The organism is Rossellomorea pakistanensis, from assembly GCF_016908495.1.
In the GTDB taxonomy this organism is placed as follows: domain Bacteria; phylum Bacillota; class Bacilli; order Bacillales; family Bacillaceae_B; genus Rossellomorea; species Rossellomorea pakistanensis.
The window spans coordinates 485,444-499,527 of record NZ_JAFBDZ010000004.1 but is presented as its reverse complement, the minus strand read 5'-3'; the positions used below and the strand labels follow the sequence as shown (position 1 = coordinate 499,527).

Sequence of the window (14,084 nt, the reverse complement as noted above, 5' to 3'; positions counted from 1 at the left end):
CGATTCCAACCAAACTCTAGCCAACTACACATTATCGGAGTATAATAAACGGTGAAAAATAGAACGTGAAAAGGCAAGGGGAAAGGGGAATGATCATGAATCTAGAGAAGCTTCAAGAAAGTATGTACAAGTTGATTGTAGAAACGTCCACGAACCTACCAAAGGATGTTCGTAGAGCGATTAAAGTGGCAAAGGAAAGAGAAAATGCTGGTACAAGAGCGGCCATGAGTCTTGATACCATTTCGAATAATATCAAAATGGCTGACGATCAAGTATCTCCAATCTGTCAGGATACAGGACTCCCAACGTTTAAAATTAAAACACCAATCGCCACGAATCAGCTTCAAATTATAGAAGCGATTCATAAAGCAATGGAGCAAGCTACAAAAGATGGTAAGCTTCGTCCAAATTCTGTTGATTCGTTAACAGGTGAAAACAGCGGAAATAATCTTGGTGCAGGAACACCTGTTATAAAATTTGAGCAATGGGATAAAGACTATATCGATGCTCGCCTGATTCTAAAAGGCGGCGGCTGTGAAAACAAAAACATTCAATACAGTTTGCCTGCTGAACTAGAAGGCTTAGGGCGTGCTGGACGTGATCTTGATGGGATTCGCAAATGTATTATGCATTCTGTCTACCAAGCACAAGGTCAAGGCTGTAGTGCTGGATTTATCGGGGTAGGAATCGGCGGCGACCGTTCATCTGGATATGACCTTGCAAAAGCACAGCTATTCCGCAGCGTTGATGATGTAAATCCAAATGAAGATCTAAGAAAGCTTGAAGACTATGTAATGGAAAATGCCAATGAGCTTGGAATCGGAACAATGGGCTTTGGAGGAGAAACAACACTTCTCGGCTGTAAAGTGGGCGTCATGAACCGTATTCCAGCAAGCTTCTTCGTTTCAGTTGCCTATAACTGCTGGGCATTCCGTCGTCTAGGAATACATCTTCATGCAGAAACAGGTGAAATCAACGAATGGTTATATCAAGAAGGCGAGCTTGTCGACTTATCCCAACAATCTCAAGCTGAAAAGGAAACTGCTGTAGCTTCTGAATCAAGTGATGTTGTCACGCTACAAGCACCGATTACAGAAGAACAAATCAGAAAGCTTAAAGTAGGAGACGTTGTTCAAATTAATGGACGTATGTTTACAGGCCGTGATGCGATTCACAAATATCTATCTGACAACGATTCACCAGTTGATTTAAATGGTCAAGTCATTTATCACTGTGGACCGGTTATGTTGAAAGATGATGTAGGTAACTGGCATGTAAAAGCAGCAGGACCAACGACTTCGATTCGCGAGGAGCCATATCAAGGCGATATCATGAAAAAATTCGGAATCCGCGCCGTGATCGGTAAAGGCGGAATGGGTCCAAAAACACTTAAAGCTCTTGAAGAACATGGTGGCGTTTATTTAAATGCTATCGGAGGAGCTGCACAATACTATGCTGACTGTATCAAATCCGTTGATGGTGTCGACCTCATGAACTTTGGAATCCCTGAAGCGATGTGGCATCTTGGCGTAGAAGGGTTTACAGCCGTTGTCACAATGGACTCTCACGGAAACAGTCTTCACAAAGATATTGATCAATCATCATTAGAAAAGCTATCTCAATTTAAAGATCCTGTATTTAAATAAAACCCATGAACCAATAGGTCGCAACCAGACCTATTGGTTTTTTTTAGTAGGCATGAATCACTCCTTGAACCACAAAATATAAAATAAAAGCAAAATTAGGGGTGAATTCATGAAAAAGTATAGTGTAATGTTAATTTCCTTTTTAATATTTTTCTCCGTTATGAACGGTGCAAATGCAGTCTCAAATGAAAGAATCGAGTGGGGACTGAAGCGAGCACAAAACGGGGAGCAAGCAGAAGCGGGAAAAGTGTACGATGATCTGTTAGCTAAATATGGTGGTTTCTATAAAGGAAGTGCTGACAAAAAGGTCCTTTATTTAACCTTCGATAATGGCTATGAAAATGGTTATACAAAGAAAATTCTTGCTGTCCTTAAACAAGAAAAGGTTCCAGCTACGTTCTTCGTCACTGGTCACTATCTAGAAAGCCAAGAAAAGCTTGTCAAACAAATGGTAAAAGAAGGGCATATCATCGGAAACCATTCATGGTTTCATCCTGATCTCACGGCTGTTTCCGATGAAAGGCTGAAAGAAGAACTAGCAAAAGTGAAGCAAAAAACAGCGGAACTAACAGAACAGGATACAATGGAATATTTACGACCACCTCGAGGAGTATTAAGTGAACGCACACTAAGTTTGGCAAAAGAAGAGGGCTACAAGCATGTCATGTGGTCACTTGCCTTCGTCGACTGGCAAACCAATCAACAAAGAGGCTGGCAATATTCCTACGACAGTATTATGAAACAAATTCATCCAGGGGCTGTCATCCTTCTACACACGGTTTCTAAAGATAACGCGGAAGCTCTAGAAAAAGTGATTAAAGATCTAAAAGCAAAGGGTTATCAATTTAAAAGCTTGGATGATTATCCAGATGAGAAGCAACAACAACGAAAAAAACAAAAAAGAGTCAATAAAAATAACTAAATAAAAAAGACCCCTTCTTATTTTAGAGGGGGTTTTGAATTACATAATTTCATAAAAATAGGTAATCCTAGCTGAATAAACGGGTAAGAGGAATGTTTCGATGAATCATCAATATGATCAATTAAATAAAGAAGTTATGAACATTACCGATGAATATATTGGTTATTGGTTTGAACACTGTTTTCTCAGTCCGAAGTGGTGGTTATTGATTGTTCTTTTTATTGGGACATGGGTCGTATTTATTAAGTTAGTAAATCGCGAAAAGCTCCCAAAGATTTTGTTTCTCGGATTAATATGGATTATTATTTCCTCGAATTTAGATGGAATGGGATATGAACTGGGGCTGTGGGGGTATCCTGTCCAAATATCCCCATTATTATCAAAAGCCTACTTGTTTGATTATGCTCTTGTACCTGTTACCTACATGCTAGTATATTTTTACTTTCCTAAAGGGAAAAAGTTTTTGGTTGCGAATGTTATTTTAGCTGCAGGTGCATCATTTATAGCTGAACCTTTCTTTAGATGGTTAGATATTTATAAAATATACAATTGGAAAATGATCTACTCCTTTTTTATTTACATATTCCTCTCGTATGTTATTAGAGCGATTGTAGAAAAGGTGTTTAGGAGAGATGACTCTTAGAATTAGCTCTTTTCATTGATTGAGGGGATTCTTTATTTTTGATTTTTAAATTAAATTATTTCCAAATTATGTTATGATAAATAAAAAAACACTTATGATCAAGATAGGAGGTAAATATGATCTGGATTATTGCTCTAGGTTTCTTAGTCAACGGTGCAGTTTTCTTTTTGGGTGTTTTTACTAATAAAGTTGCCATTCGAAAAACCTCTTATCCAATACTCCTTATAGCAAATGCGATATTTGCTTCTTTAGCTTTTGTTTTTGGCTTTACTGGTGGATATGGGACTTTTGTTAATCCTGATCTTGTCATGACAGTGGGGATCATGTCCTTTGGAATGGTGATTTTTTGTCTAGTCCCAGCGTTGTTCATTATACGTGAAAAAGCATGATGACTTCTTACGTTTGCGTTGTTTAAGGTCTTCAGAATCAAGCCGTCATTTTAATTTTTACGGATTTTTAGGGGATTAACCTCCTCTTTTAAATACACGTTTTTAATGCCTTATTCTGTTCCAAATTCATAAGAGGGGCTGTCTAAAAGGGAACCATAACTTTAGATAGTAGATCCTCCTGAGAATTCTATCTAAAGTTATGGTTCCAGACTCCTTAGTTTTGGGACAGCCCTGTGTTTTTTGTTCCCCAACATACTAACGTATGCATAAATTTAAAATCTCGTGCATTTCTTCTGGATTTTCGTGCGTAAAAATAGATTCTCTGGAGATTAGTGCATTTACTAGTCGATTACGTGCATAAAAATCAAAAAAGTTGTGCATTTCGACATTCGAGACAAGGAAAATAATGATTCTCCTTAGCATGGACTGGTATGAGTAATCTTATAAATTTTAAAGGAAAAACAAAGAATTAATATAATTTTCCCTGAAATTATCGATTACGCAATTCCTTCTCATGTAGTTTAGTAGGAAAATGGGCTGTCCAAATAGAGAGAAATCAATTTAAAAATGGAAAGTTATTTATCCTATTTCTAAAATCAAATAATCCGACTGATAGTAGAAATTTTAACTTATCAGACTGCCCCCCCTATTAATGGAACGATTTGGTAATTTTTTTACCATTTGTCTCCTCTTTCCTCTTTCAGCTTTTTCATTTTCTCGACCCAGTCTTCGATCTTTTTACTGATTTCATCTGCTTGAGCTTTAGTTTTGTTGCGATTTATTTCTTCCATTTCACGGCTGAGCTCCAATAGTTCATCATGACGGTCCATTCTCCAATTTTCAAGCTTCTCTAATTGTTTGTCAGTAAGCATCTTTTTCTCTTTCATGATGCTAAATGCATCATCTAATCGGAATAACTCTCTTCGGCTTATGTACCATAGTTTTCGAGGAAACTCTTCCGCATTCTTGAATTCATTTGAAACTTCAAATCCAATAGGTGCCATGGTAAAGGCCCAAGTAAGATCCATGGTAGATGGAAGCCATTCGTACTGAATCGTATTTTTCAATTCTTCTGGATTATTAGCACTAAAATACTTCCCATTTCCGGCTGCAGCAACATCCTTCAGTTGATTTTCTGTTTTGGCGTCGACATCAAATCCAATAATATTGACGGTGTTTTTCCCATTTTTAGCTAGCTGTTTACTAGCTTGAACAGGATCGCCATCACAAGTTTCCGCTCCATCACTTACAACATAAATTGTTGTGCCTTTGTCATAGTTGCTGCTCATTTCGGAAGCTTTTTGAATGGCTCCTGCTAGTGGGGTCCAGCCTTTACTTTCAAAGGAGTCAACCGCTTTGTGAAAATCCTCCTTCACATACTTGCCCATTGGGTATACCTCTTCCATCCCTTTACAGGAGAGCTCCTTATCAGAATCAGCTTCAGATCCTTTATGTCCATAGACGACTAAGGAAACGTCACTTGATTGACCGATCGTTTGTGCAAAGCTCTTCACCGCATCTTTGGCAATGTCCATCTTCATTCTTCCACCTGAGTTTAATAGCATACTAGAGCTCGCATCTAGTAGAATAATCGCTTTTTGAGGTGATTCCGTTTTCTTCCCATCTGTTGACTTGGTTGGGTCTGGTAGATAAGGCTCTTCAAATGGTGGTTCATATCTCTCCGCTTTCTCAATGACCTCTTTATAGTGAGGGCTTGCAAGTAGTTTAAGTAAGCTTTTTTTCAACTCTTCTAAATCCTTTGTTGAGTCTGTCAGTGCTTTCAATTTTTCGGGTAACACTTTTTTTAGCTCTGGATCTAATTCGGGAGCTTGATGATTGACTTCTTTCACATCTTCTTCAAATGTAAGATGCTCCATTAGCGTACCAGCAGGTTGACTTTTTAAAGAATCCAGCGAAACTTCAAGATTGATCTTATCGAGATCACCAACAACTGCTTCAGTTGATTTTGACTCTTTTTTCTTTTTTTCAGAAGCATCAGTGTTTGCGTTCTTTGAATCATTCCCACAAGCTGAGAGAATGACAAGCAATATGCTTAGTAGTATAAATGATAACCGTTTCATCTTGCTTCTCCTAATTTCTATAACTCTACTTGTATTGGAAAATAAAAACCAAAAACTAGTTTACCATACATTAGGAGATAAAAAATGGTATGTAAAATTTGTTTGACATGAAACTTGTAATATTTTAACATATATGTGTAAAGAGTTTTTTACACATACCCTACGGTGGTGCTAAGAAAATATGGAGAATCGAATAAAAGAATATCGCGAATCTATTAGTCTCTCACAAGGAAAATTAGCAGAATTATGTAATGTTAGTAGACAGACGATAAATGCAATCGAAAACAACAAATACGATCCGAGTTTACAATTGGCATTTGATTTGGCAAAACATCTAGGAATCAGTGTCGATCAATTGTTTATACCATAGAAAGTGAGGGGGAATGAACTTGAAACTACTAGTACTTTCTTTTGTACTTCCAATCTTTTTGGTCATCATAGTTAGTTGGTTTACGGGGAATAAGAATTTTTTCGGGGGCCCAAATGATGATGAGCGAAAACGAACGATTAAGCAAAAGTCAGTAGCACAAAGCTGGACTACTTTACTCATATTCTTAGTTGTAAACTTTCTACATGATTTCTTTAAACTAGGGGATGAGCGTCTTGCTGCTATTTCCCTTCCATATCCTGAATTACTATATTTAATGATTTTAGTTGTAAGCTATTTTATTTTTTTAACAATCAATAATAAGAAAATGAGCGCCTAACGCTGGGATGGAAGAAATCCCAGCGTTATTACATGCTCATTTTGTGACTTAACTAAATCCTCCAAACCTCTTTCAACAACCGAATTCCTTCTTCTATTTCCTTCTCCGATAACCCACCAAAGCCCAACAAGATTTTAGGGTCATCACTCTTTTTTTTTCCTTCATAATAGATCGAAATCGGATACACTTTTACGCCAACCTTTATTGCTCTTTTGATTAACTCTTCTTCAGACAAATTTTTTTTGATTTCTAAGACAATATGGAGACCGGATTTCTCACCGATGACGTTTACTTGACCCCTAAAATTGTGATGGATAGCAGTCATCAAGGATTTTTGTTTTTTTCGATAAAGAGTCCTCATTTTATTTAAATGCCTTTGCCAATGCCCTTCGTTCATAAAACGAAAAAGAGTATCCTGATGTAGGCGGGATACGGTTTGTTTATAGATGGTGAAGCGGTCTTGGTATTTCTGGATAAGAGATGGTGGTAAAACCATATAGCTGATGCGGATTGAAGGGATTAAGGATTTTGAAAAAGTCCCTAAATAGATAACCCTCCCGTTAGTATCTAACCCCTGCAACGAAGGAATCGGTTTTCCTTTATAACGATATTCACCGTCATAATCATCTTCTATAATATATCCGTCTATTTGTTCTGCCCATTTTAATAGCTCCATTCGGCGATCAATAGGCATGACCATTCCATAAGGGAATTGGTGGGATGGGGTTACATAAACAACCCTGGCGTCACTCACCTTTAATGGCTTTATTTCAATCCCATCATCATCGAGGGGAATGGGGATCGTTTTGATGCTTTGATGTTCTAGAACGGCCCTTGTACGATGGAATCCAGGATTTTCGAGGGCGTAGGTAGATTCCTTCCCAATGATTAAACAGAGTAACCCCATTAATACCTGTGTACCTGCCCCAATGACGATTTGATCAGCAGAGCATCTAACCCCTCTAGATTCATATAGATATTTTGCTATTTCATTTCGTAAAGGAAATTCACCTTGAGGATCTCCGGTATAGAGAAGCTCTCCTTGATCCTCATATAACGACTGCATCGTTAATTTTCGCCAAGCAGTATAGGGGAAATGTTTTAAGTCAACTGTTCCCGAATTGAAATCAATGTCAGCTACTGAATAGACTTGTTTGTCTTTAGTCTGCCATTCCTGTGAATAGGTCTGATTGGCAAAAAGATCATCTTTCATCGATGTAACAAATAATCCTTTACGTTGTTTACTTTCTACATATCCTTCAGCACATAACTGATCGTAGGCAGCTTGGACGGTATTGACGCTGACATCAAGGTATTGGGATAATTTCCGTTTTGACGGTAATTTTTCTTTAGATTGAATACTTCCCGCAGTTATTTCTTTTTTTATATAATCAGATAGCTGAATATAGAGTGGTTTTTTACTGTTATGATCTAAAGTAGGTGTGATTTCAAACAATCCTAACCTCGACCTCCTCTATTCTGGTACTAACAAATTTGTCAAATCTGATTCTTTTGATTATACCAGTTTATGTTTAAATGAAAATAAAAGGAGGAGATAAGATGGATCAAATTCATACAATGACGATAAAGGAATTAAAGAATGAGCGGGAATGGAAAGTGGCCTTTCCAGTGATAAAGCAATTAAGAACTCATTTAGATGAACCTAACTTTCTAGCGCTCGTGAAAGAGGCCACACAAAAGGAGGATTATAAACTAGTAGCACTTTACCATCACGATCAAGTGGTTGCTGTTACAGGCTTCATGCCAATGGTGACTTTGTATAATGGAAGATCAATCTGGGTTTGTGATTTAGTCACCGATTCAGCCCAGCGTTCAAAGGGCTATGGGGAAGCCCTTCTGAATTATGTACATGATTGGTCAAAAGAAAATGGCTATGATCTTGTTTCACTTTCATCCAATTTACAACGGGTTGATGCTCATCGTTTTTATGAAAAGAAAATGAATTATGATAAGGTAAGCTTTGTTTTTAAAAAAGATTTAGCTTGAGTTTTTTATCCCTTTTACTGAGAGAAGTGATTTTCGCTTCTCTTTTTTTGTCTTTTTTTAGGTTCCTTAAAAAGTACCTAGCTTTACTCATTTAACAATAAATTAACAATTGTTCACATAGAACTTACAGATACCCAATATTCATTGTGTAATATTTTGCCTGTGTTAGAATAGCTGATTTGTCTGATTTAGATAATTAGATTGTTTCTTGACGATTAGGGACATTCGTAAAAACAGTGAGTTGAAACTGAAATTTACTCAAGCAGTGTGATATCAAAAACTACCATCGGAGAGGGAGTAGTAAATATGAGCGAAAAAGAACGAAAAAACACAGAAGAAAAATCAGTAAATAATGACCTTTATAAAAAAGGAATGAATCGCCGGGACTTTTTAGAGGGAACCACTAAAGTTGCTGGAGCTGCTTTAGGATTAACATTCTTAAGCTCGCTTTCTAGTTTACCTGCGGATGCAGCTTCGAGTTCTTCCGTTATGAAATCAAAGGGACATAAACCCGATTTAGTTTTCCCAGTTATTAGTGATGTACATATTAATTCCGGTAACAATAAAACTTTGGATAAGCTTGAGACTACATTAGAGCAATTGAATCAAGTGGTACCCAAGCAGGATGCTTTTGTGGTGGTAGGGGATTTAACGGATTATGGAGTGACAGCTGAATATGATAAGTTCATGTATGTTTATAATGCGAAGCAGCAATCACGAGCGGTTTCCATGTTCGCAATCGGAAATCATGATTATTGGAATGGGTTATCAGTAGAAGACGCTCAAAAGCGTTTTCTAGATAAAACAGGGATGGAGTCGATCTATTATCATAAAGTAATCAAAGGCTATCATTTTATTATTCTTGGAACTGAAGATGGATTAACAGAAGGAACATTTTCAGTGAAGCAAATTAAATGGTTAGGTGAACAACTGAAGCAAGCAGCAGACGATGATACGAAAAAGCCTATATTCGTTTTCCATCACCAGCCGATAACAGGGACAATCTATGGAAGTGAATGGGGATTCTCTAAAAATAGGGATTTATTTTACGATACTCTAAAAGAATATCCTCAAGTGATTTCATTTTCTGGTCATACACACTATCCATTAGATGATCCTAGAATCATTCATCAAAAGGATTTTACATCAATCGGAACGTCAACAGGTGCGTATTTGTGGCTTGATAGCGGTCGTGTTCAAGGAGAAGTACCAGAGGGGGCTGATTTCCTTAATCAAGCTCTGATTGTAGAGGTACATAACAATAAAGTCTTGATCAAACGCCGTGATATTCATAACAATGATTGGACAGATGAACCATTTGAAATCAGCTATCCTGCCAAGAAGAATAAATTTACCTACACAGACGATAGGGACAAAAAGGCCCCATTTTTTGCAAGAGATGCGCTGATTTCCATTGTTCATGATCAAACGACAGCTTCTAGTCTAGCAATTATGTTGACACAAGCAAAAGATAATCTTCTTGTTCATGACTATAAGGTAATCGTGAAAAAAGCAGACACCGGAGAAACAGCCAAGGAACTTCTTGCTTTCTCAGAGTTCTACAAAGACCCTGTTCCAAACCCGCTTACATTGCCAATTGATGGGCTAAAGCCGAATACGACCTATGAAGTTGAAGTAAATGCCTTAGATGCATATGGAAATATAAGTGATAATTCCTTAAAAGCATTAGGAAAAACACTTGATGGTGAAGTGGAAGAAGTAACGATTTCTTTATCAAAAACCGTATTAAATGGAGTAAAGGATGCAGTAGAAGTTAAGGTAGAAAATGTTAGAGTTCCGAAGAGTGATTGGATTGGCATATATGAAGACAATGTAAACCCGGGAGAACAAGCTTCTATATGGTGGATGTATACAAAGGTAACAGATGGAACCTGTCAATTTACTTATGATCCCAAGAATAACATTTATCCAGACCGATATAAAGCGGGAGCAGCTTATAAACTGGTTTACTTTTATGGTAGTGGGTATGATGCTGTTGCCTCAACGACTTTTAAAGTTGGTAGTTAGGGCTATTAATAATAAGAAAATAAATTTAGGGCGCCTTTTCAGACGCCCTATTTTAGTTGAGTCCGAATGTCATTATTGCGCGTTTCGTGTAGTACCAGTCACCATTTCCCCAACATTTACTTCCTCAAGTGCCTTTAAACACTGAATGAGTGCCGCATATTGCTCATCCTTTTGGTTGGGACGCCCGATTGGATTCCCGAGTTTGTTGGGAAAATAAATCGATCGAGGTACACCGAGTGCATTCGTCGTTTCTGGCAGAAGTGTAACCGTCATTGTAGAGATTCCATTTTTCTCTATCTCACGTGCGATCAGTCCCACGGACCGATGGCAGTGTCCTCATGCGGGAGTAAGGATTGCTAAGTCTACTTGATCATTTTTCAGATGGCGTGCTACTTCTGGGGCCGTCTCCTTGACGAGTGGTTCAGGATCGGTAATCCCTCCTTGAAAACTGAAATGGCGAGGGGCTACACTGCCAATTTTGCCATCATGTTGGAGTCGATGAAGCGTGTTCAACGGAAACATCACTTCCAGATCGACTTTAACATCACTGTGGTCATAGTATAAATGGCTGATCACCGTTTCATCTAATGGAGCATCTTCAGGGATGATTCGATAGCTGCAATCTCCATTGGAATCATTTAGGTCGAAAGGGGGCTGGCTTTTTAGAATAATTCCGCCAGTAGTGATAAGAGCCACACGACTTGCCGCTATTGGTTTCTTCACTGGTGCCCATGGAAGCTCGCTGCTCCATTCTTTGCTCATTTTAATGTGAAAACGATCATATACCCATGGGAACTTTTCCAATAGTAAACTAGAAACCTTCGAACGAGCCATTCCAGAAACGAACCTTTTAAGAAATCCAACCTTTGTAGAAGAAGGAACCTGTTTCATAGAGTCCACCTCCATTTTTAATGTATTTTATGCGGGAACAATACTCATTTTACAGCTTAATATGTCGATTCGATGAACATTCATCAACAACTACTATTCGCTATTAGTGTTTTGAAAACCTTCTGATACTACGTAAAAATGTAAAGTGTTTGATACGGATGAGTAGGCAACATTTTTTATAAAAAACTCCACAACCATAAATGGAATAAACCGTTTTGTTTTAATGAACAAACTACTATAAAATAAGAAATGAAACAACGAACGGGGAGAGAGTATAATGAACGAAATGATGTTTGAGGTGAATCCTCCATATAATTTTGACCGTGTATTAGAACGGCTTTCATTAGATCCATTAAATTGTGTCAATCAAGGGGAAAGATGGGTTAAGATTCCTTACTATGGAGAACAGGATGAAGTCATTACGGTACAAGCATTAGGGGATACAGACTATCCGAAGTTCAAAATCTTTTTTAGTGAAAACAGTAATCGAGAAGCACAAAGCAAGCATATCCATCATATCTTCAAGTGGGATACCGCGCTTTCAGATATTCAAGTCCATTTTCTTAAGACAGATCTTAAACCGATTTTCGAGAAGCATCTAGGAACACCGCTTGTACTTGAATTCAATCCATACGCTTCCATCATCAAGAGCATCATTCATCAGCAGCTCAATCTTTCCTTTGCCCATACCCTTACAAAGCGTTTTGTTGAGAAATATGGTCGATATAAAGAGGGAGTCTGGTTTTACCCGAGACCAGAGGAAGCGGCGGAAATTCCAGTTGAGGAACTAAGGGAGCTCCAGTTTAGTCAGAGAAAAGCGGAATATGTGATTGGGTTTTCGGAAAAAGTAGCATCAGGAGAATTGAATCTCGAAGAATTATCGAAAAAATCGGATGAAGAGATTATTAAAGAACTTGTCAAGATTAGAGGAATCGGACCTTGGACTGCAGAAAATTTTTTATTATTTGCCCTCGGTCGACCGAATCTTTTTCCAAAAGCAGACATCGGCATTCAAAACGCTGTAAAGAAAATATACGGAATGGATCGCAAACCAACAATCGAGGAGCTTGAAAAATGGAGCTTTTCATGGCACCCTTACTTAAGCTATGCCTCCTTATATTTATGGAGAAGTATTGAATAACAGGAAGTGACGGAATGAAAAAACAAGCCTATCAACATAGATCAACAAAGCAAAGAAATGCCCATATTGCACTAAAACAGCAATTCCCGTTAACCATCAAACGAATTGGAATCAATGGGGAAGGTGTCGGCTATTTTAAAAAGACTGTCGTCTTCGTACCAGGAGCTCTTCCAGGAGAAGAGGTTGTCGTGGAAGCCACAAAGGTGCATCCTAAATTCGCAGAAGCTAAAATCAAAAAAATCCGCAAAAAATCAGCGGAGCGCATAAAAGCGCCATGCTCAGTCTATGAACTCTGTGGCGGCTGCCAGCTTCAGCATATGACATATGAGGGCCAGCTTGAAGCGAAACGAGACATTCTTATCCAAGCACTTGAACGTTATACAAAGCTTGACATCAACAAGCTCGATATCCCCCCGACAATTGGAATGGAACACCCTGAAAACTACCGAAACAAAAGTCAATTCCAAGTCGGTGAGAAAGATGGAAGAACAATTGCTGGTCTATTTGGCCTAAATAGCCATAAAATCATCGACATTGACGAATGCATGGTACAGCACCCAGAAACCAATAAAGTCACAACCGAAGTCAAACGAATCCTAAATGACTTCAACATCCCAACATTTGATAAAAAAACCAACAAGGGACTCATCAAAAACATCGTGACCCGTGTTGGCTTTGAAACAGGGGAAGTCCAAGTCGTACTCGTGACAACCAAAAAAGACATCCCAAGAAAAAGCTTACTGATAGAAGAAATCAAGAAACGTCTGCCACAAGTGGTTTCCATTGCACAAAACATCAACCCAAAGAAAACATCGCTTATATTTGGAGAGGAAACAATCCACTTATCTGGCAAAGAATCGATTGAAGAAAGACTCGAGGATTTCTCCTATGAATTATCAGCACGCGCGTTTTTCCAGTTGAATCCGATTCAAACGGTAAAGCTTTACAATGAAGCGAAAAAAGCGGCAGGCTTAACGGGTACCGAAAAATTAGTTGACGCCTACTGTGGTGTCGGTACTATTGGATTGTGGTTAGCAGACGGTGCTGCTGAAATCCGAGGCATGGACATCATCAAAGAAGGAATTGACGATGCCAAAAAGAACGCCAAGAAATTTGGAGTGGATCATGCCGAGTACTTTGTCGGTGCAGCCGAAAAGCTGATGCCAAAATGGCAGAAGGAAGGCTGGAATCCAGAAGTAATGGTTGTAGATCCTCCACGTACTGGTTTAGATCAAGCATTGCTTGATACAATTAAGAAAGTGAAGCCGAAGCGGGTTGTGTATGTGTCATGTAATCCGTCTACTTTGGCTAAGGATATTGATTATTTGAAAGGCGTTTATGATGTGAAGTATTTGCAGCCTGTGGATATGTTTCCGCAGACGGCGCATGTAGAAGTAGTTACTAAATTGGTTATAAAAGAAAGTAAAGGCAGCTAACCCTTTTGGGGAGGTTGCCTTTTTGATATTCATATTATATAAATTTTCAACCTTATTTAGAAATGGATGACAAATAAACTCTTAAATCACCTTACGTAAGGTGATGTTTATAGTGAACGTAACTGTAAATAATTATTGGAAGGAAATATAAAGTGGAAAATTTAGTAGGTATCGAATGAAAATATAGATATTT

At 38.2% G+C, this 14,084-nt stretch carries 14 protein-coding genes; 10 read left to right on the top strand and 4 right to left on the bottom strand.

From position 1 onward, the window contains the following. Window positions 1–95: 95 nt before the first annotated feature. The 4 genes from JOC86_RS19955 to JOC86_RS19940 all read left to right on the top strand — a co-directional run bounded on the left by JOC86_RS19955 (window position 96) and on the right by JOC86_RS19940 (window position 3,600). Window positions 96–1,646 (top strand): fumarate hydratase, encoded by a 1,551-nt coding sequence (locus JOC86_RS19955; RefSeq protein WP_205174736.1) that lies wholly within the window; start codon window positions 96–98, stop codon window positions 1,644–1,646. 109 nt (window positions 1,647–1,755) lie between these two features. Then, window positions 1,756–2,568 (top strand): delta-lactam-biosynthetic de-N-acetylase, encoded by an 813-nt coding sequence (gene pdaA / locus JOC86_RS19950; RefSeq protein ID WP_205174681.1) that lies wholly within the window; start codon window positions 1,756–1,758, stop codon window positions 2,566–2,568. 100 nt (window positions 2,569–2,668) lie between these two features. Then, window positions 2,669–3,211, top strand: coding sequence for a CBO0543 family protein (locus JOC86_RS19945; protein WP_205174680.1), 543 nt, complete (start codon window positions 2,669–2,671; stop codon window positions 3,209–3,211). Between the two features lie 116 nt (window positions 3,212–3,327). Then, window positions 3,328–3,600, top strand: coding sequence for a hypothetical protein (locus JOC86_RS19940; protein ID WP_205174679.1), 273 nt, complete (start codon window positions 3,328–3,330; stop codon window positions 3,598–3,600). Between the two features lie 674 nt (window positions 3,601–4,274). Here the strand turns inward: JOC86_RS19940 and JOC86_RS19935 are convergent. Beyond that, window positions 4,275–5,681: a vWA domain-containing protein gene (locus JOC86_RS19935; RefSeq protein WP_205174678.1), complete on the bottom strand. Its 1,407-nt coding sequence runs from the start codon at window positions 5,679–5,681 to the stop codon at window positions 4,275–4,277. Window positions 5,682–5,862: 181 nt separating this feature from the next. Here JOC86_RS19935 and JOC86_RS19930 point away from each other — a divergent pair, with 181 nt between their 5' ends. Together JOC86_RS19930 and JOC86_RS19925 are read left to right on the top strand one after the other, a co-directional pair. Next, complete coding sequence (locus JOC86_RS19930) at window positions 5,863–6,051, top strand: helix-turn-helix transcriptional regulator (protein WP_205174677.1); 189 nt, start codon at window positions 5,863–5,865, stop codon at window positions 6,049–6,051. Between the two features lie 19 nt (window positions 6,052–6,070). Further along, a complete protein-coding gene (locus JOC86_RS19925; protein ID WP_205174676.1) occupies window positions 6,071–6,388 on the top strand; it encodes a hypothetical protein in 318 nt (105 codons plus the stop codon). 52 nt (window positions 6,389–6,440) lie between these two features. Here JOC86_RS19925 and pdxR read toward each other — a convergent pair whose 3' ends face one another. Further along, window positions 6,441–7,844 (bottom strand): MocR-like pyridoxine biosynthesis transcription factor PdxR, encoded by a 1,404-nt coding sequence (pdxR, locus tag JOC86_RS19920; protein WP_205174675.1) that lies wholly within the window; start codon window positions 7,842–7,844, stop codon window positions 6,441–6,443. Window positions 7,845–7,948: 104 nt separating this feature from the next. Here pdxR and JOC86_RS19915 point away from each other — a divergent pair, with 104 nt between their 5' ends. Both JOC86_RS19915 and JOC86_RS19910 read left to right on the top strand, forming a co-directional pair. Beyond that, window positions 7,949–8,395 (top strand): GNAT family N-acetyltransferase, encoded by a 447-nt coding sequence (locus JOC86_RS19915; RefSeq protein WP_205174674.1) that lies wholly within the window; start codon window positions 7,949–7,951, stop codon window positions 8,393–8,395. Between the two features lie 306 nt (window positions 8,396–8,701). Continuing rightward, the gene (locus JOC86_RS19910) at window positions 8,702–10,423 is read left to right on the top strand and encodes a metallophosphoesterase (RefSeq protein ID WP_205174673.1); all 1,722 of its coding nucleotides are present in this window, start codon (window positions 8,702–8,704) and stop codon (window positions 10,421–10,423) included. Window positions 10,424–10,495: 72 nt separating this feature from the next. Here JOC86_RS19910 and JOC86_RS19905 read toward each other — a convergent pair whose 3' ends face one another. Continuing rightward, window positions 10,496–10,741, bottom strand: a complete 246-nt coding sequence (locus JOC86_RS19905; protein WP_205174672.1) for a hypothetical protein — start codon at window positions 10,739–10,741, stop codon at window positions 10,496–10,498. A gap of 18 nt (window positions 10,742–10,759) precedes the next feature. After that, window positions 10,760–11,314 (bottom strand): glycine/sarcosine/betaine reductase selenoprotein B family protein, encoded by a 555-nt coding sequence (locus JOC86_RS19900; protein WP_205174671.1) that lies wholly within the window; start codon window positions 11,312–11,314, stop codon window positions 10,760–10,762. A 277-nt stretch (window positions 11,315–11,591) separates the two neighbouring features. Between JOC86_RS19900 and JOC86_RS19895 the strand changes: the two genes are divergently transcribed. Both JOC86_RS19895 and rlmD read left to right on the top strand, forming a co-directional pair. Beyond that, complete coding sequence (locus tag JOC86_RS19895) at window positions 11,592–12,455, top strand: DNA-3-methyladenine glycosylase family protein (protein ID WP_205174670.1); 864 nt, start codon at window positions 11,592–11,594, stop codon at window positions 12,453–12,455. Window positions 12,456–12,469: 14 nt separating this feature from the next. Further along, entirely contained in the window at window positions 12,470–13,891 is a 1,422-nt protein-coding gene (rlmD, locus tag JOC86_RS19890; protein ID WP_205174669.1) for a 23S rRNA (uracil(1939)-C(5))-methyltransferase RlmD, read from the top strand. Window positions 13,892–14,084 lie beyond the last annotated feature (193 nt).